We start from the raw sequence: 15,895 nt of genomic DNA, 5'->3' as shown, positions 1-15,895 counted from the left end.
GTGGCCTTTTTGTGCGGTGTACCGCGCGAATCTTGGTGGAGACGAGGAGGATCGAACTCCCGACCTTCGCATTGCGAACGCGACGCTCTCCCAGCTGAGCTACGTCCCCGAAAGACGTGAATTCTAGCACAGAAAAATCCCGGAGAGGGGCGTGTGGGAATCGAGGGCGGACAGCCGTCGGCGATGCCGGCGGCGCCCATCCGATGCGCTGTCTAGTGCGAGCCCTTGGGCAGCCGGCCCATCAGGTAGAACTCGTCGTTGGGACGCATGGAAATGAAGTTCGCCATCCGGTTGCTCAGGCCGAAGAAGGCGGCGATGGCGGCGATGTCCCAGATGTCTTCGTCGCTGAAGCCGTGGGGGTGGAGAGCCTGATGGTCGGATTCGCCGACGCCCTGGGCGTCCTGCGAGACTTTCAGGGCGAAATCCAGCATGGCCATTTCGCGGGGGCTGAGGTCGGCTTTGCGATGGTTGATGGCGACCTGGTCGGCGACCAGAGGGTTGCGGGCGCGGATGCGTAGGACGGCGCCGTGAGCGACCACGCAGTACAGGCAATGATTGGCGCCGGAGGTTGCCACCACGATCATTTCTCGTTCAGCCGGTGTCAGGCCGCTGTCCTTGTCCATCAGGGCGTCGTGGTAGGCAAAGAAGGCGCGGAACTCGGCCGGGCGATGGGCCAGGGCCAGGAATACATTGGGGATGAAGCCGGCCTTTTCCTGGACGGCCAGGATACGGTCGCGGATATCCTGGGGCAGGGCGTTCAGGTCGGGGACGGGGTAGCGGCTGATGGGGAGTTTCGTCATGGCGGTCCTGTCGGTGGCGCGGCGGGAAGAGAAATCCCGGTCCGTTCACCGTAGCATAGCCGTGTCACCGCTGCGCGGCTTATGCTGGCAGGGGATGGATTCGATCATGATCGACAGGCCGGTACGGCCGGGGAGGCGCAATGGGTGCAGCGTTGGAGCGCGGGCATACGCGGGTGCAGGGTTTTCACGACCCGGAGATGGACCATCAACTCATGCGCCATCTGGGTTCGGTGCGATACGGGGGCGCCTCGGTCGGCGAATGCCTGGCGGCGGCCGCGCGGATCCGCGATGCCGATCCGGCCTCGTGGATCGAAACCTTCGCCGAGGCGGGCCGGCGTCAATCCGAGGATGCCGCGATGCGGGCGGACAAGGGGCATGCAATCAGCGCCAGGGATCAATATCTGGTGGCCTGCAACAGCTATCGCGCGGCCGAATACTACTGTCCGGTGGACGATCCGCGCCACCTGGAGTACGGCCTGGCCAGTCGTCAGGCCTTTCTGGGGGCGATGCAGTGGGACGAGGCGACCTGCGTGGAGCTCTGGTTCTCTCACGAGGGCCTGCGCCTGCCCGCCTATCACGTCCGTCGCGCGCGCAGCGCCGGCGACCGCATGCTGATGATCGTCAGCGGATTCGACGGCACGCTCGAAGAATCCTATCTGGCCTACGGTCGGCCGGCGCTCGAACGCGGCTACGATCTGCTGTTGTTCACCGGCCCGGGCCAGATGGACACCTGGCGCTTCAACGAGGCCAGCCATTTCGCGCCCGAATTCGAGCGGGTCGGCCGGCAGGCGGTGGACTATGCGCTCGCGCAGCCGGGGATGGACCCGCGCCGCCTGGCCCTGATGGGCATCAGCTTCGGCGGGTATTTCGCGTCCCGCATCGCGGCGCACGAACCGCGGATCCGGGCGCTGGTGCCCAATTCGCCGATCACCGACCTGCACGCTTACATGACTTCCTTCATCGGGCTCGATCCGGCGACGCTGCCCGAGTCGGATGATTTCAGCGTGGCGGATCTGGCGCACATCCCCGATACCGTGATGAACGCCCAGACGCGCGCGATGTCGCGCAATCTGATGCTGCGTTTCGGCCGGCCGACCTTCAGCCGGACCTATCGCCGCATCCTGGACTTCCGGCTGAGCGCGGATGAGCTGGCTGCCATCCGCTGCCCGTCGCTGGCGCTGGTGGGCGACGGAGAGGGGGCCGAGCCCCTGCGGCAGTGGCAGGTGTTCCAGGACGCGGTCGGCGGGCGCTGCACGCCGCGGCTGTTCACCGCACAAGAGGGCGCGGATGCGCATTGTCAGGTGGGCAATCTGTCCCTGTCGGCGGCGGTGGCGATGGATTGGCTGGACGAGACGCTGCAAACGATATAATGGCAAGTTGATTTCAATCTCAGGCTTATCCGGATCCCCATGAGCACAACCATTCTTGAAAACCTGCCGACCGGGCAGAAGGTCGGCATCGCCTTTTCGGGCGGGCTGGATACCAGCGCTGCGCTGCTGTGGATGAAGAACAAGGGCGCGCTGCCGTACTCCTATACGGCGAATCTGGGGCAGCCTGACGAGCCGGATTACGATGAAATCCCCCGCAAGGCCCTGCGCTACGGCGCCCAGGGTGCGCGCCTGGTCGACTGCCGCGCGCAACTGGTGGCCGAGGGCATCGCCGCCCTGCAATGCAATGCCTTCCACATTTCCACCGGCGGGGTGACGTACTTCAACACCACGCCCATCGGCCGCGCGGTCACGGGCACGATGCTGGTGTCGGCCATGCGCGAAGACGACGTCCACATCTGGGGCGACGGCAGCACGTTCAAGGGCAATGACATCGAGCGCTTCTACCGCTACGGCCTGCTGACCAATCCGGACCTGAAGATCTACAAGCCCTGGCTGGACCAGCAGTTCATCGATGAACTGGGCGGCCGCGCCGAAATGTCCCAGTACATGCAGGAAAACGGCTTCGATTACAAGATGTCGGCGGAAAAGGCGTATTCCACGGACTCCAACATGCTGGGCGCCACGCACGAGGCCAAGGACCTGGAACACCTGAATTCGGGTATCCGCATCGTCCAGCCCATCATGGGCGTGGCGTTCTGGAAGCCCGACGTCGAGGTCAAGGCCGAAGAGGTCACGGTGCGCTTCGAGCAGGGGCAGCCGGTGGCCCTGAACGGGGTGGAATACGCCGATCCGGTCGAACTGATGCTGGAGGCCAACCGCATCGGCGGGCGCCATGGCCTGGGCATGAGCGACCAGATCGAGAACCGCATCATCGAGGCCAAGAGCCGCGGCATCTACGAGGCCCCGGGCATGGCGCTGCTGCACGCCGCCTACGAGCGCCTGGTGACCGGGATCCACAACGAAGACACGATCGAGCAGTACCGCATCAACGGCCTGCGCCTGGGCCGCCTGCTGTACCAGGGCCGCTGGTTCGATCCCCAGGCCATCATGCTGCGCGAGACCGCCCAGCGCTGGGTGGCGCGCGCCATCACCGGCGAGGTCGCGCTGGAACTGCGCCGGGGCAATGATTATTCCATCCTGGACACGCGCTCGCCCAACCTGACTTATCACCCCGACCGCCTGACGATGGAAAAGGGCGAGTCCGTGTTCTCGCCGCTGGACCGCATCGGCCAGTTGACGATGCGCAATCTGGATATCGTGGACACGCGCGCCAAGCTGTTCACCTACACCCAGACGGGCCTGCTGACCAAGACCAGCCAGTCGGACATTCCGCAACTGAAGCAGGATGCGCCGGTGAAATGATCCGGGCGGGGACGCTTCCGGGCGTCCCGCCGGGGCCGTGCGTGAGTGATAGGGCTCCCTTTGGGAGCCCTATTTCATTTGTCGGCGCATTCAGCGGTATCGGTGGTCTGCAGATGATTGCTGTCGGCGAAGTCGCAGGCGAATTTCCAGGCCAGGGGTTCGAGCTGACGCAGTCGATGGTCGATCATCACGCAGGGCAGGCCGTCCAGGGTGCGCGGCATGGCGTAGGGGGAGTAGGACAGGGGGCTGGCGACGGAGCCGGCCGGCCGGAACTGAGACAGGACCCCCGCCAGGCGCTCGGCCCAGTCGCTGGGTCGAAACCGCTGGCCCTCCAGGGTCTTGCCGTGGATGATCAGGTGCTGGACAGGGTCGCTCATGTGGTGGTTCCAAAGATGGGACGCACGTCCTGAGGGGCCATGGGCTCGCGGGTATCGCGGGCCGGATGGCGTACGAAATCAAGGACGGGTGACATCCCCTTCGCCGCGCATTGTATCCGATCGAGGGGGGCAAAGCTTTGCACGTGTTTCGGGCACACGGTAAGATGTTCGTTTTACTCAGGGTTTGACATGTCTGCCGCCAATCCGACCGGGCCTTTGCGTCACTTTCTGCAGTTGCGTGATTTTTCCGAGGACGAGATCCTCTACGTCATCGACCGGGCGCGCCTCATCAAAGACAAGTTCAAGCGCTACCTGCCGCACCACACCCTGCATGACCGCAACCTGGCCATGGTGTTCGAAAAGGCCAGTACCCGCACCCGGGTGTCGTTCGAGGCCGGCATGTACCAGTTGGGCGGTGCGGTCATCTATCTGACCACCGAAGGCTCTCAGCTGGGCCGTTCCGAACCCATTGAGGACACTGCCCGCGTGATTTCCCGCATGGTCGACCTGGTGATGATCCGCACCTTTGAGCAAACGCGCATCGAGCGCTTTGCTGCTCATTCCCGGGTGCCGGTCATCAACGGCCTGACCAACGAATACCATCCCTGCCAGATCCTGGCCGACGTCCTGACCTTCATCGAGCATCGCGGCTCGATCCGGGGCAAGACGGTCGCCTGGATCGGTGATGCCAACAATATGTCCTACACCTGGCTGCAGGCGGCCGAACTGCTGGGCTTCACGCTGCACGTGTCGGCGCCGGCCGGCTACCGCCTGGACCCGCTGCGGGTGGGCAGCCAGCCCGCTTCCATCCTGCGCGAATTCGATGACCCGATCGAGGCCTGCAAGGGCGCTGATCTGGTCACGACGGACGTCTGGACCAGCATGGGCTACGAGGCCGAAAACGAAGCCCGCCGCCTGGCCTTTGCCGACTGGTGTGTAGACGCCCGCATGATGGCGGCCGCCAATGCCGACGCCGTGTTCATGCACTGCCTGCCGGCGCACCGGGGCGAAGAAGTCACCGGCGAGGTCATCGATGGGCCGCAGAGCGTCGTCTGGGACGAGGCGGAAAACCGCCTGCATGTGCAGAAGGCCCTGATGGAGTTCCTGTTATTGGGAAGATTAGGCGCCTGAGCTCGCCATACTGCGTTGCAAATCCTCGCGATAGCTGGGCTATCGCTGCGGTTTGCGCCTTGTCTGACAAGCTCATCCATCCCAATTAAAAGCCCGCTTTATCCAAAACAAAAAGGACGCCGCAGCGTCCTTTTTTCTGGCGCAAGCCCCGGGGCTTGGATCAGGCCAGGGCCTTGATCGCGGCCGACAGGCGGCTCTTGTGGCGAGCGGCCTTGTTCTTGTGGATGATCTGCTTGTCAGCCACGCGGTCGATGACAGCGCTGGCCTTGCGGAAGACGTCGTTGGCGGCGGTCTGGTCGCCCGCTTCGATGGCCTGGCGCACGCGCTTGATGGCGGTACGCAGCATCGAACGCATGCTGGCGTTGTGTTTGTTATGAGCGACAGCCTGGCGGGCGCGCTTGCGAGCTTGAGCGGAATTAGCCATAAAAGTATTTGTATGCGGGGTTGCGTCAAAGACAGCGATTCTAGCCTATGCACGCCGACGTGTAAAGTCTCTCGGACGAAAACCGAATAAAAACAAGGCGCTGAAATAGGCCAGCACGGCCAGGGCCAGCACGGCCGTCAGCCAGGCGGCGCGGAGGCCCGGATGGGCGCCCAGGGCGATCCAGTCCAGGTGACGGTCGGCGGCCAGCAGCACGGCGGCCAGGGCCGCCAGGGCGGGCAGCAGGCGCAGGCAGAAGCGGGGCCAGCCGGGCAGCGGGGCGTACAGTCCCCGGCGGCGCAGCAGGATCACCAGGGTCAGGGCGTTGGCGCTGGCGCCCAGGCCGATGGACAGGGCCAGGCCCGCATGGGCCAGCCAGGGCACCAGGACCAGGTTCAGCAACTGGGTGAACACCAGCACGGCGATGGCGATGCGCACCGGGGTGCGGATGTCCTGCTTGGCGTAGAACCCGGGCGCCAGAATCTTGATCGCCAGCAGGCCGAGCAGGCCGACGGCGTAGGCCATCACGGCCAGCCGGGTCTGGGCCACGTCGGCGGGGGAAAAGGCGCCATAGTTGAACAGGACGGCGACCAGCCCGTCGGACAGCAGGGCCATGCCCAGGGCGGCCGGCAGGCCCAGCAGCAGCACCAGGCGCAGCCCCCAGTCCAGCAGGGCGTTGTAGGCGGCGTGGTCCTGGCGCGCGTGGGCCGCCGACAGGCTGGGCAGCAGCACCGTGCCCAGGGCGACGCCCAGCAGGGCGGTGGGGAATTCCATCAGCCGGTCGGCGAAGGACAGCCAGGTGACGCTGCCCGGCGCGAGCCAGGTGGCGATATTGGTATTGATCAGCAGGGACAATTGCGCGACCGACACCCCCAGGGTGGCCGGCAGCATCTGCCGCAGGATGCGGCGCACCGTGGGATCCCCCCAGGCCGCCCGCAGGCCCTGGCCCCAGCGCGGCAGCAGGCCCAGGCGCCCCAGTGCGACCCACTGCACGGCCAATTGCAGCACCCCGCCGATCATGACGCCGGCCGCCAGGGCGTGGATGGGTTCGGCCATCCGGTCGGCCAGCAGCAGGCTGGCGCCGATCATCGACAGGTTCAGCAGGACCGGGGTGAACGCCGGGACGGCGAAGCGGCTGAAGGTATTGAGCACGCCCGAGGCAAAGGCCACCAGCGACATGCAGATGATGTAGGGGAACATCAGCCGGGTCATCCACACGGCCTCGCCGAATTCATGGGCGCGGGCCGCGTTGCGCATGCCGCTGGCCATGGCGGTGACGACCCAGGTCGCTCCCAGCATGCCGACGAGCGTGACGCCGCACAGGGCGACGAACAACAGCAGGGCCACCCGGTCCAGCAGGCGTCGCAGGGTTTCATGGTCGCCGCGCTGGCGGACTTCACCCAGGATGGGGACGAAGGCCTGGGAAAAAGCGCCCTCGGCGAACAGGCGGCGCAGCAGATTGGGGATTCGGAAAGCCACCCAGAACGCGTCCGTCAACGGCCCCGCGCCGTACATCGACGCGATGAGCACATCGCGCAGCATGCCGGTGACACGGGAAAACAGAGTCAGGCCGCTGATCGTCGCGGCTGAGCGGAGGAGGCTCAATTTTTTTATTTAGGCGCCATGCGGATGGCGCCGTCCAGGCGGATCGTTTCGCCGTTGAGCATGTCGTTCTCGAAGATCGAGAGCACCAGCCTGGCGTAGTCCTCGGGGCGGCCCAGGCGCGAAGGGAAGGGCACGCTGGCGGCCAGGGAATCCTGGACTTCCTGGGGCATGCCGAACAGCATGGGCGTGCCGAAAATGCCCGGGGCAATCGTCATGCAGCGGATGCCCAGGCGCGACAGGTCGCGCGCGATCGACAAGGTCATGCCGACGATGCCGGCCTTGGAGGCGGCGTAAGCGGCCTGGCCGATCTGGCCGTCGTAGGCGGCGACCGAGGCGGTGTTGACGAGCACGCCGCGCTCGCCGGTGGCCTGCGGTTCGTTGGCCGACATGGCCTGGGCCGCCAGCCGGGCCATATTGAAGGTGCCGATCAGGTTGATGTCGATCACGCGGCGGAACAGGGACAGTTCGTGCGGGCCGTTTTTGCCGACGATGCGCGCAGCGGGCGCGATGCCGGCGCAATTGACCAAGCCGCGCAGCGTGCCCTGCGCCGTGGCGGCATCGACGGCCGCCTGGGCGTCGGCTTCGGCAGTGACGTCGCAATGGATGTAGGTCTGGCCGAGTTCGGCGGCCAGGGCCTGGCCGGTTTCGTCCTGAACATCGGCCAGGACCACGCGGGCGCCCCGGGCGGCCAGGGCGCGGGCCGTGCCGGCGCCCAGACCCGAGGCGCCGCCGGTGATGAGGATGACTTGATTGCGAATATCCATGGCGATGTCCGGTTCCGGCGGCGGATCAGGCGGCGTGGTGCGCGCGCAGGATGTCGAGGATGCGGTTGCGGATCTCGTCGACCGAGCCCACGCCCGAGATCTGGGCGTAGCGGGGCGCTTCGGTCGCGCCGGTCGCGGCCCAGCCGGAGTAGTAGTCCACCAGCGGGCGGGTCTGGTCGCGGTAGACCGACAGGCGGTGGCGCACGGTGTCCTCGCGGTCATCGTCGCGCTGGATCAGGGGTTCGCCGGTCTCGTCGTCCAGGCCCTCGCGCTTGGGCGGGTTGAACTTGAGGTGATAGGTGCGGCCGCTGGCCACGTGCACACGCCGGCCGCTCATGCGCTCGATGATGTTTTCCTCGGGGACGGCGATCTCGATCACGTAGTCCAGCGCCACGTGGGCGTGTTTCAGCGCGTCGGCCTGGGGAATGGTGCGCGGGAAACCGTCGAACAGATAGCCGGACTTGCAGTCGGGCTGCTGCAGGCGGTCGCGGACCAGACCGATGATGATGTCGTCGGAGACCAGGCCGCCGCTGTCCATGATCTTCTTGGCTTCCAGGCCCAGCGGGGTCTGCGCCTTGACTGCTGCGCGCAGCATGTCACCGGTCGAAATCTGCGGGATGCCGAAGGTTTCGGTGATGTAGGCCGCCTGGGTGCCTTTTCCCGCCCCGGGGGGGCCGAGCAGAATCAAACGCATGATGTCCTCCGATCAGTCAGTCTTTTTCAAATTTTTCCGATTATGCCGCAATGCAGCAAGTCCTGCATGGATTCAGGCCGCCGTGGGCGGGGAGCCTCCGCTGTCGAACAAGGCGCGCACCCGGGCCAGGTCTTCAGGGGTGTCCACCCCGCGCGCCGGGACGGCGTCGGCGGTGTGGACCAGAATGGGAAAGCCTTGTTCCAGCGCGCGCAGTTGCTCCAGGGCCTCGACACGTTCGAGCCGGCCCGGGGGCAGTGTCGGGAATTGCCTCAGGAACCCGGCGCGGTAGGCGTACAGGCCGATGTGCAGCCAGGCCGGCAGCCCGGGAGCCAGGCGCTGCCGGCCATCGGCCAGCGCATCGCGGGCCCAGGGGATGGGGGCGCGGGAAAAATACAGGGCGCGGGCGTCGGCGCCGCAGACGACCTTGACTGCATTCGGGTCGAACAGGGTCTCGGCGTCGAGGATCGGCGCCGCACAGGTGGCGATGGCCGCGTCGGGGTGCTGTGCCAGCAGGGCGGCCACGGCATCGATCAAGCCGGGTTCGATCAGCGGTTCGTCGCCCTGGACGTTGACCACGATGGCGTCGTCGCCCAGGCCCAGCGTGGTGGCGACCTCGGCCAGGCGGTCGGTGCCGGTGGGGTGGTCGGCTTGCGTCATCAGGGCTTCGATGCCGTGCTCGGCCGCCGCGCGGGCGATGTCGGCGTGGTCGGTGGCGATCAGGATCCGGCCGGCGTTCGAGCGGGCGGCCTGGCGCGCAGTGCGCACCACCATCGGCAGGCCGCCCAGATCCAGCAGCGGCTTGCCGGGCAGGCGGGTGGACGCGGCGCGCGCCGGGATGACGACGGTGAAGTTCATGCGGTCTTCGTGTTGGGGGCGGCTCGGCGCGGTTATTCCGCCGGCGCCACGTCCAGCGAGCGGGCTTCGGCCGGCAGCATGATGGGGACGCCGTCCCGGATGGGAAAGGCCAGGCGGTCGGCAGCGCAGACCAGTTCCTGGCGTTCGCGGTCGTGGCGCAGCGCGCTCTTGCAGACGGGGCAGACGAGAATCTGCAGCAGGCGGGTTTCCATGGGCGGGCGTAGATCCGGAACGAAAGGGAAGCCTAGAGTGTAATGCCTGCCGCCGCGCTTGTGCGGGCTCGTGCGGCGGTCCGCAGCGACTGGTCGATCTCGTCCAGCCAGCCGGCGTCGGAGAATCCCGGGGCCGCCCGCACGGCCCACAGACGGGGATCGTGCGGCGGGACGCATTTCACGGCGTCTTTCGGAGTGATCAGGATCGGGCCGGGCGGCAGGTCCCGCAGCGCGTCCGCCGGGATCGCCTGGTGGTCGGGAACGCGCAGGGTGCGCGACAGGACGACGCCGGCGGCGCGCAGCATGGCGAAGAAGCGTTCGGGTCGGCCGATGCCCGCTGCCGCGCTGCAGGGGGCCGTGCCGTGTTCGGCCCGCCAGTCTGCCCAGGGCAGGTCGCGGCTGCTGGCCAGGTGGGTGACGCCTTCGGGTTCCAGGCGCATCAGTACGCTGCGTGGCGCGTGTCCTGTGGGCGTGTGCGTATCTGTGCCCGAGCCCGTGTGGATCCCGGAGGCGGGCGGCGGCTCCGGCTCGTCAGCCGCCAGATGGGTGATGAGCCAGTCGGCCTGCGCCAGACGGGCGGGCGGCTCGCGCAGCGGGCCGGCCGGCAGCAGGCGGCCGTTGCCCGCGCCGCGGCCGTCCTGGACGATGAGTTCCAGGTCGCGGGCCAGCGCCGTGTGCTGCAGGCCGTCGTCGGCGACCAGCACGTCCACCTCGGGATGGGCGGCCAGCAGCGCCGCCGCCGCCTGGGCGCGTTTGGGATGCACGGCGACCGGCGCCCCGGTCGCGGCGTGGATCAGCGCCGGTTCGTCGCCCAGGCGGGCGGCGTCGCCGCCGGTGTCGCTCAGGCGGGGTTCCGGTCCCACGGCGGCGCCATAGCCGCGGCTGACAATGCCGGGATGCCAGCCGCGTGCCTGCAGCGCCTGGCAGAGGGCGATCGTGACCGGAGTCTTGCCGGTACCGCCGACCAGGATGTTGCCCACGACCAGAACCGGTACCGGGGCCTTCCAGGCGGTCCGGGCCTGGGCGCGCAGGCGCCGCGCCGACAGCCGGCCGTAGAGCCAGGCCAGAGGCAGCAGCAGGGTGCTGGCCGCGCCGCGCCGGCTCCAGATGGCCAGCAGGAGGTCTTCGAGCCGGCGGCTCACGGGGCTCTCTTGGGGTGGCCCGGCGTACTCATGGCCGCGCCTGGGTCAGGAAATGGACCTTGCCGATGTGTGCGAGGCGGGCGGCTTCCAGGGCGCGGACGACGGAGGCGTGCGTGGCCTGGCCGTCGGCGTCGATGCGCAGGGCGAGGTCGGGCTTGGCCCCCGCTGCCTGGCGCAGGGCGTCGGCCAGGGCGGCGTCGTCCGCTGCGTCGACGAAATGGCCGTCCAGCGCGTACAGGCCGTCGCGGCTGATGGCCAGCTCCAGAAACGGCGAGGCGTCCGGCGCCTCGGCCTGGGCCTGGGGCAGGGCGACCTGCAACTGACGCTGGCGCGTGAAGGAGGTCGAGGCCGCCAGGAAAATCAGGATCACCAGCAGCACGTCGATCAGCGGGATCAGGTTGATCTCGGGCTCGTCGTGGGCGCGGCGGCGGTGGAAGTTCATGGGGCGGCGCGCCGGCTGATCAGGCGGTTCAGGGTTTCGGCTTCGCGTTCCATGGTGTGCAGGAAATATTCGACGCGGGAGCGGAAATAGCGGTGAAAGGCCAGCGCGGGGATGGCGATCAGGATACCGAAGCCGGTGTTGTAGAGGGCGATGGAAATGCCCCGGGCCAGTTGGGCCGGGTCGCCGCCGGCCGGATCGTAGGCGCCGAAGATCTCGATCATGCCGACCACGGTGCCGAACAGGCCCAGCAGCGGCGCGATGACGGAAATCGTCGCCAGGGCGGGCAGGTAGCGGTTCAGGCGCCAGGAGACGTCGCGGCCGACGGCTTCGACGGCGGCCAGTCTCCAGGCGTCGTCCTGATGGCGATGGGCGGCGATCTCGGCCAGGATGCGGCCCATGGGGCTGCCGCGCGCCAGGCGCAGCACGGCGTCGGGCTCGTCCTGCTGGCGGCGCACCAGTTCGAGCACCTGTTCGGGCAGGCCGGCGGGCATGACCTGGCGGGCGCGCAGGGCCACGAATCGTTCTATGATGATTGCCAGCGTGATGACCGAGGTGGCGACGAGCAGCCAGATCGGCCAGCCGGCCGCGTGAATGATGTCCAGCACAGTCCTGATCCTTAGTGTGCGGGGCCGGGAGTCGGCGTAAACAGGCATTTTACCGCCGGGCCGTCCCAAGGTAAAAAGCGCCCCCTCGGGGGGCAGCAAGCCGAAGGCGCAGCGTGGGGGCCTTTTTATAGCCTGAGCGTGAATCAGGGTGCGGCTTTCCCGCCGGTATCCACAGTTCCTGTGGATAATTCTGTGTACAAGAGTCCGAAGGCGCACGTTTTATGGCCCTTCGAACTAGATTGGTTATTTTTTGCACACTTGGCGCTAAATTTTCAATGAATTAAAAATCAATGACTTACGTTGATTTTTTGAAGTGAACATTGATGAGTCATCCTGATACGCCCGAAAACAGGTGAGTTTGACAAATCAGGGCTTTCTGTGGATAGGTTTCGATGAGTTTTTCGGCTTCAAGGCTTGCGGAGAGCGGCGTTCCGGGGGGCGACGCGGTTTTGACCGTGTCGCAGCTCAATCGCCGGGTAGCGCAATTACTGGAGGACGGCGTGCCGCGCCTCTGGGTGGCGGGCGAAATCTCCAATTTCACCCGTGCGGCTTCCGGACATTGGTATTTCTCCATCAAGGACGAGGCCGCCGCCGTGCGAGCGGTGATGTTTCGCGGCCGCGCCCAGGCGGTGGGATTCGTTCCCGAAGTCGGCGGCCGCTACGAGTTCCGCGTCCAGGTCTCGTTGTACGAACCCCGGGGCGACTATCAGGTGCAGGTCGAGTCCCTGCGCCAGGCGGGCCGGGGCGATCTGCACGAGGCGTTCCTGCGCCTGCGCGACCGGCTCACGGACGAAGGCCTGATCGATCCGGCGCGGCGGCGGCCGCTGCCGCCTCAGCCCCGGACGGTCGGGGTCGTGACCTCGCTGTCGGCGGCCGCGCTGCGCGATGTGCTTGCCGTCATGGCGCGGCGCGCGCCGCACGTGCGTGTCATCATCTATCCGGCCCAGGTCCAGGGGCGCGACGCCGCGCCGCAACTGTGCGCCGCATTGGACAGGGCCGCCGAGCGGGCCGAGATCGACACGCTGCTGCTGGTGCGCGGCGGCGGCAGCCTGGAAGACCTGTGGTGCTTCAATGACGAGACCCTGGCGCGTCGTATCGCCGCCAGCCCGGTGCCGGTCGTCAGCGGGGTGGGGCACGAGACGGATTTCACCATCGCCGATTTCGTGGCGGACCTGCGCGCGCCCACGCCGACGGCGGCGGCCGAATTGTGTTGCGAGGATCGCGCGCAGGTCCTGGGCCGCCTGAGGGCCGCCCGCGACCTGCTGACCCGAGGCCAGCAACGCCGTCTGGAGCACGCGGCCATCCGCCTGGACCGGGCCCGCGCCCAGCTCGTGTCCCCGGCCCAGCGCCTGCAACTGCGCCGCCAGCGCCTGGAGTTCGCCGCCCGGCGGCTGCAGGCCGGCCTGGACCGCCTGCTGCGGGAACGCCGCCAGCGCCCGCCGGCGGCGCTGGAGCGCCTGTCTGCGGGCCTGGACGGTCTGTTGCAACGCCGCCATCGGCGGCTGGACGCGGTCCTGGCCGCCTTGGGCGCGCTGGACCCGCATCGGGTGCTGGGGCGCGGCTATGCGCTGGTCCGTCAGGCCGACGGGACGATCGTCAAAAATGCGTTAGACTTGAAAGTTCACGAGCCCATCGAGATCGAGTTTGGCCAGGGCCACGCCCAGGCCGAGGTCACTCGAACTGATTTTCTTTGAAGGAACTGTCATGGCTTTTACTCTGCCGCCGCTGCCTTACGCAATGGACGCCCTGGCGCCCCATATTTCCCAGGAAACGCTGGAATACCACTATGGCAAGCACCACCAGGCCTATGTGACGAACCTGAACAAGGCAGTCGAAGGCACGGATCTGGCCTCCCTGAGCCTGGAAGACGTGATCCGCAAATCCAGCGGCGGCGTGTTCAACAACGCGGCCCAGGTCTGGAACCACACCTTCTACTGGAACAGCCTGTCGCCCAAGGGCGGCGGCGAGCCCTCCGGCGCGCTGCGCCAGGCCATCGAAGCCAAGTGGGGCAGTGTGGACGCCTTCAAGGCCGCCTTCACCCAATCCGCCGCCGGCAACTTCGGATCCGGCTGGACCTGGCTGGTCAAGAAGACCGATGGCAGCCTGGACATCGTCAACACCAGCAACGCCGGCACCGTCGTCAACACCGACGACAAGGCCCTGCTGACCTGTGACGTGTGGGAACACGCCTACTACATCGACTACCGCAACGCCCGTCCCAAGTACCTGGAAAACTTCTGGAACCTGGTGAACTGGGACTTCGCGGCAGCCAACCTCGCCTGACGAATCCAGTTACGGATCTCCCCACGAAAACGGCGAACGCAATACTGCGTCCGCCGTTTTTCCATGTATGGGAACAAGATGACGCACGCCCACGCTGACGCCGCCGATCTGCTGCCTGAAAAAATCCAGAACGAAAATATCTGGCGCTTGTCCATCGCCCAGGCGCTGGCCGGCGCGAACGCGGTGGTGGTCTACGCCACGGGCGCCATCGTGGGCGCCCAACTGGCGCCTTCGCCGGTGCTGGCGACGCTGCCCATCTCGATCTTCGTGGTGGGAATGGCGGCCTGCATTTTGCCCGTGGGCGCGCTTGCCCGGCGGCATGGGCGGCTGACCGCCTTTCTGGCCGGAACCGGCGCCGGTGTGCTGGCCGGCCTGCTGGCCATGTGCGCCGTGCTGCTGGGGTCGTTCTGGCTGTTCTGCCTGGCGACCTTTTTCGGCGGCGGCTATGCGGCCGTGGTGCTGTCGTTTCGCTTCGCGGCCGCCGACGGCGTTGCGCCGGGACGGCGCGCCCGCGCGCTCTCGCTGGTCATGGCCGGCGGGGTCGCCGCCGGCGTCGTCGGGCCGCAACTGGTCACCTACACGATGGATTGGTGGCCGCCGCACCGTTTTACGGCCACATATCTGATGCAGGCGGTCGTGGCGGCGCTGTCCGCCCTGATCCTGCTGGGGGTGAAACTGCCCCGGCCCACGGCGCAGGAAGTCGCGGGCGGCCGGCCGCTGGGATTCATCGCGCGCCAGCCGCGTTTCATCGCGGCGGCGACGTGCGGGGCGGTGACGTATCTGCTGATGAATTTCCTGATGACCTCCGCACCGTTGGCGATGCACATGAGCGGGCATTCCCAGGAGTCCGCCAACTGGGGCCTGCAATGGCATGTGATCGCCATGTACGCGCCCAGTTTTTTCACTGGCAGCCTGATCACGCGCTGGGGGGCCGGCCGTGTGGTGGCGGCGGGCCTGGTGCTGACCGGCTTGTCCGCCGTGATCGGACTGGGCGGTGTGGACGTGCCGCATTTCTGGATCACGCTGATCCTGCTGGGCCTGGGCTGGAATTTCGGCTTCCTGGGCGCATCCGCTCTGGTGCTCGAATGTCATCGCCCTGAGGAAAAGACGCGGGTGCAGTCGCTCAACGACTTCATCGTGTTCGGCCTGATGGCGATCGGCTCGTTCTCGTCGGGCGGGCTGCTCGCCGCCTATGGCTGGGACATGGTCTTGTGGGTGTCCTTCGCGCCGCTCGTGCTGGCCTTTGCCGCATTGGCCATGATGGCCAGGCGCAAGGACCCCGATCCCGGGCAGCAGGAGAACGCCGCGTCCTGATCCGGGGCGAACCCGTGCTTCAGCGCGTCACGCGTTCCCCCACCCGCACACCGGCACGGGTGAACCAGCCCTGGTTCATTTCCAGGGCCTGGGTGATGGGCGTCGGCGGGCAATGAGGATCCAGGCTGCGCGGCTGCATGTCCTGGATGTCGATGATGCGCCCATCCTGATCGATGAAGGCGATGGACAGCGGGATGAGGGTGTTCTTCATCCAGAAGCAGTGGATGTCCGGCGCACCCAGTTCGAACAGCATGCCGGCGTCGGCCGCCATCGTGGTCCGGTGCATCAGCCCTTCGCGCAGGGTCTCGGGCGTGGCGGCGTGTTCCGCCTGAACGGCATGAGCGCCGACCCGCAGCGTCACGGCGGGCAGCGGCGGCTGCGCTGCTGCGGGGATGCCGTATAGCAGGCCTGCCAGCAGCGGGGCGGCTGCCGCAGCAAAAAAACAGGGCCCGCCCGGGGCCCCGCATCGCGTTAAAATGAAAGAGAACATCTGGCCT

General features: G+C 67.1%; 18 protein-coding genes and 1 tRNA gene. 6 read left to right on the top strand and 13 right to left on the bottom strand.

Annotated elements, in window-relative coordinates; genetic code table 11:
- Positions 1-33 precede the first annotated feature (33 nt).
- Both ACFO0J_RS07450 and ACFO0J_RS07445 read right to left on the bottom strand, forming a co-directional pair.
- Positions 34-109: transfer RNA gene (locus tag ACFO0J_RS07450), tRNA-Ala, on the bottom strand.
- A gap of 103 nt (positions 110-212) precedes the next feature.
- Positions 213-800 carry a peroxidase-related enzyme gene (locus tag ACFO0J_RS07445; RefSeq protein ID WP_376812438.1) on the bottom strand — a complete coding sequence of 196 codons (588 nt, stop codon included), beginning with the start codon at positions 798-800 and terminating at the stop codon, positions 213-215.
- A gap of 197 nt (positions 801-997) precedes the next feature.
- On the opposite strand from ACFO0J_RS07445, the gene ACFO0J_RS07440 reads away from it, so the two are divergent.
- Both ACFO0J_RS07440 and argG read left to right on the top strand, forming a co-directional pair.
- Positions 998-2,170 (top strand): alpha/beta hydrolase, encoded by a 1,173-nt coding sequence (locus ACFO0J_RS07440; protein WP_376812437.1) that lies wholly within the window; start codon positions 998-1,000, stop codon positions 2,168-2,170.
- Positions 2,171-2,209: 39 nt separating this feature from the next.
- Entirely contained in the window at positions 2,210-3,553 is a 1,344-nt protein-coding gene (argG, locus tag ACFO0J_RS07435) for an argininosuccinate synthase (protein WP_376812436.1), read from the top strand.
- A 74-nt stretch (positions 3,554-3,627) separates the two neighbouring features.
- On the opposite strand, the gene ACFO0J_RS07430 is transcribed toward argG, so the two are convergent.
- A complete protein-coding gene (locus ACFO0J_RS07430) occupies positions 3,628-3,930 on the bottom strand; it encodes a DUF3579 domain-containing protein (protein WP_376812435.1) in 303 nt (100 codons plus the stop codon).
- Between the two features lie 189 nt (positions 3,931-4,119).
- Here ACFO0J_RS07430 and argF point away from each other — a divergent pair, with 189 nt between their 5' ends.
- Positions 4,120-5,061: an ornithine carbamoyltransferase gene (argF, locus tag ACFO0J_RS07425; RefSeq protein WP_376812434.1), complete on the top strand. Its 942-nt coding sequence runs from the start codon at positions 4,120-4,122 to the stop codon at positions 5,059-5,061.
- A 160-nt stretch (positions 5,062-5,221) separates the two neighbouring features.
- Here the strand turns inward: argF and rpsT are convergent, their stop codons facing one another.
- The 9 genes from rpsT to ACFO0J_RS07380 all read right to left on the bottom strand — a co-directional run bounded on the left by rpsT (position 5,222) and on the right by ACFO0J_RS07380 (position 11,801).
- The gene (gene rpsT, locus ACFO0J_RS07420; RefSeq protein ID WP_376812433.1) at positions 5,222-5,485 is read right to left on the bottom strand and encodes a 30S ribosomal protein S20; all 264 of its coding nucleotides are present in this window, start codon (positions 5,483-5,485) and stop codon (positions 5,222-5,224) included.
- Between the two features lie 45 nt (positions 5,486-5,530).
- Positions 5,531-7,087: a murein biosynthesis integral membrane protein MurJ gene (gene murJ, locus ACFO0J_RS07415; protein WP_376812432.1), complete on the bottom strand. Its 1,557-nt coding sequence runs from the start codon at positions 7,085-7,087 to the stop codon at positions 5,531-5,533.
- A gap of 5 nt (positions 7,088-7,092) precedes the next feature.
- Positions 7,093-7,851 (bottom strand): SDR family NAD(P)-dependent oxidoreductase, encoded by a 759-nt coding sequence (locus tag ACFO0J_RS07410; protein ID WP_376812431.1) that lies wholly within the window; start codon positions 7,849-7,851, stop codon positions 7,093-7,095.
- 25 nt (positions 7,852-7,876) lie between these two features.
- Positions 7,877-8,545 (bottom strand): adenylate kinase, encoded by a 669-nt coding sequence (gene adk, locus ACFO0J_RS07405; RefSeq protein WP_376812430.1) that lies wholly within the window; start codon positions 8,543-8,545, stop codon positions 7,877-7,879.
- Between the two features lie 72 nt (positions 8,546-8,617).
- Entirely contained in the window at positions 8,618-9,400 is a 783-nt protein-coding gene (kdsB, locus tag ACFO0J_RS07400) for a 3-deoxy-manno-octulosonate cytidylyltransferase (RefSeq protein WP_376812429.1), read from the bottom strand.
- Positions 9,401-9,432: 32 nt separating this feature from the next.
- Positions 9,433-9,612 (bottom strand): Trm112 family protein, encoded by a 180-nt coding sequence (locus ACFO0J_RS07395; protein WP_376812428.1) that lies wholly within the window; start codon positions 9,610-9,612, stop codon positions 9,433-9,435.
- 32 nt (positions 9,613-9,644) lie between these two features.
- Complete coding sequence (lpxK, locus tag ACFO0J_RS07390; RefSeq protein ID WP_376812427.1) at positions 9,645-10,754, bottom strand: tetraacyldisaccharide 4'-kinase; 1,110 nt, start codon at positions 10,752-10,754, stop codon at positions 9,645-9,647.
- A gap of 28 nt (positions 10,755-10,782) precedes the next feature.
- Positions 10,783-11,196: an ExbD/TolR family protein gene (locus ACFO0J_RS07385; RefSeq protein ID WP_376812426.1), complete on the bottom strand. Its 414-nt coding sequence runs from the start codon at positions 11,194-11,196 to the stop codon at positions 10,783-10,785.
- Positions 11,193-11,801 carry a MotA/TolQ/ExbB proton channel family protein gene (locus ACFO0J_RS07380; RefSeq protein WP_376812425.1) on the bottom strand — a complete coding sequence of 203 codons (609 nt, stop codon included), beginning with the start codon at positions 11,799-11,801 and terminating at the stop codon, positions 11,193-11,195. The genes ACFO0J_RS07385 and ACFO0J_RS07380 overlap by 4 nt, the downstream gene beginning before the upstream one ends.
- A 392-nt stretch (positions 11,802-12,193) precedes the next feature.
- On the opposite strand from ACFO0J_RS07380, the gene xseA reads away from it, so the two are divergent.
- The 3 genes from xseA (at position 12,194) to ACFO0J_RS07365 (ending at position 15,398) form a co-directional block, all read left to right on the top strand.
- Positions 12,194-13,495, top strand: a complete 1,302-nt coding sequence (gene xseA / locus ACFO0J_RS07375) for an exodeoxyribonuclease VII large subunit (protein WP_376812424.1) — start codon at positions 12,194-12,196, stop codon at positions 13,493-13,495.
- A gap of 10 nt (positions 13,496-13,505) precedes the next feature.
- The gene (gene sodB, locus ACFO0J_RS07370) at positions 13,506-14,084 is read left to right on the top strand and encodes a superoxide dismutase [Fe] (RefSeq protein WP_376812423.1); all 579 of its coding nucleotides are present in this window, start codon (positions 13,506-13,508) and stop codon (positions 14,082-14,084) included.
- Positions 14,085-14,162: 78 nt separating this feature from the next.
- A complete protein-coding gene (locus tag ACFO0J_RS07365; RefSeq protein WP_376812422.1) occupies positions 14,163-15,398 on the top strand; it encodes an MFS transporter in 1,236 nt (411 codons plus the stop codon).
- Positions 15,399-15,417: 19 nt separating this feature from the next.
- On the opposite strand, the gene ACFO0J_RS07360 is transcribed toward ACFO0J_RS07365, so the two are convergent.
- Positions 15,418-15,888, bottom strand: coding sequence for a DUF192 domain-containing protein (locus ACFO0J_RS07360; protein ID WP_376812421.1), 471 nt, complete (start codon positions 15,886-15,888; stop codon positions 15,418-15,420).
- Between the last annotated feature and the right edge of the window lie 7 nt (positions 15,889-15,895).

The sequence above is a fragment of the Castellaniella hirudinis genome (genome assembly GCF_042651965.1).
GTDB lineage: Bacteria > Pseudomonadota > Gammaproteobacteria > Burkholderiales > Burkholderiaceae_B > Castellaniella > Castellaniella hirudinis.
This window is presented reverse-complemented; position numbering and strand designations above follow the sequence as displayed.

Coding starts and splice junctions, on each gene's coding strand:
- ACFO0J_RS07365 (WP_376812422.1), top strand. CDS start 14,163: ATGACGCACGCCCACGCTGACGCCGCCGATCTGCTGCCTGAAAAAATC.
- ACFO0J_RS07430 (WP_376812435.1), bottom strand. CDS start 3,930: ATGAGCGACCCTGTCCAGCACCTGATCATCCACGGCAAGACCCTGGAG.
- ACFO0J_RS07445 (WP_376812438.1), bottom strand. CDS start 800: ATGACGAAACTCCCCATCAGCCGCTACCCCGTCCCCGACCTGAACGCC.
- ACFO0J_RS07395 (WP_376812428.1), bottom strand. CDS start 9,612: ATGGAAACCCGCCTGCTGCAGATTCTCGTCTGCCCCGTCTGCAAGAGC.
- sodB (WP_376812423.1), top strand. CDS start 13,506: ATGGCTTTTACTCTGCCGCCGCTGCCTTACGCAATGGACGCCCTGGCG.
- argG (WP_376812436.1), top strand. CDS start 2,210: ATGAGCACAACCATTCTTGAAAACCTGCCGACCGGGCAGAAGGTCGGC.
- ACFO0J_RS07440 (WP_376812437.1), top strand. CDS start 998: ATGGACCATCAACTCATGCGCCATCTGGGTTCGGTGCGATACGGGGGC.
- argF (WP_376812434.1), top strand. CDS start 4,120: ATGTCTGCCGCCAATCCGACCGGGCCTTTGCGTCACTTTCTGCAGTTG.
- adk (WP_376812430.1), bottom strand. CDS start 8,545: ATGCGTTTGATTCTGCTCGGCCCCCCCGGGGCGGGAAAAGGCACCCAG.
- kdsB (WP_376812429.1), bottom strand. CDS start 9,400: ATGAACTTCACCGTCGTCATCCCGGCGCGCGCCGCGTCCACCCGCCTG.
- ACFO0J_RS07410 (WP_376812431.1), bottom strand. CDS start 7,851: ATGGATATTCGCAATCAAGTCATCCTCATCACCGGCGGCGCCTCGGGT.
- xseA (WP_376812424.1), top strand. CDS start 12,194: ATGAGTTTTTCGGCTTCAAGGCTTGCGGAGAGCGGCGTTCCGGGGGGC.
- rpsT (WP_376812433.1), bottom strand. CDS start 5,485: ATGGCTAATTCCGCTCAAGCTCGCAAGCGCGCCCGCCAGGCTGTCGCT.
- ACFO0J_RS07385 (WP_376812426.1), bottom strand. CDS start 11,196: ATGAACTTCCACCGCCGCCGCGCCCACGACGAGCCCGAGATCAACCTG.
- ACFO0J_RS07360 (WP_376812421.1), bottom strand. CDS start 15,888: ATGTTCTCTTTCATTTTAACGCGATGCGGGGCCCCGGGCGGGCCCTGT.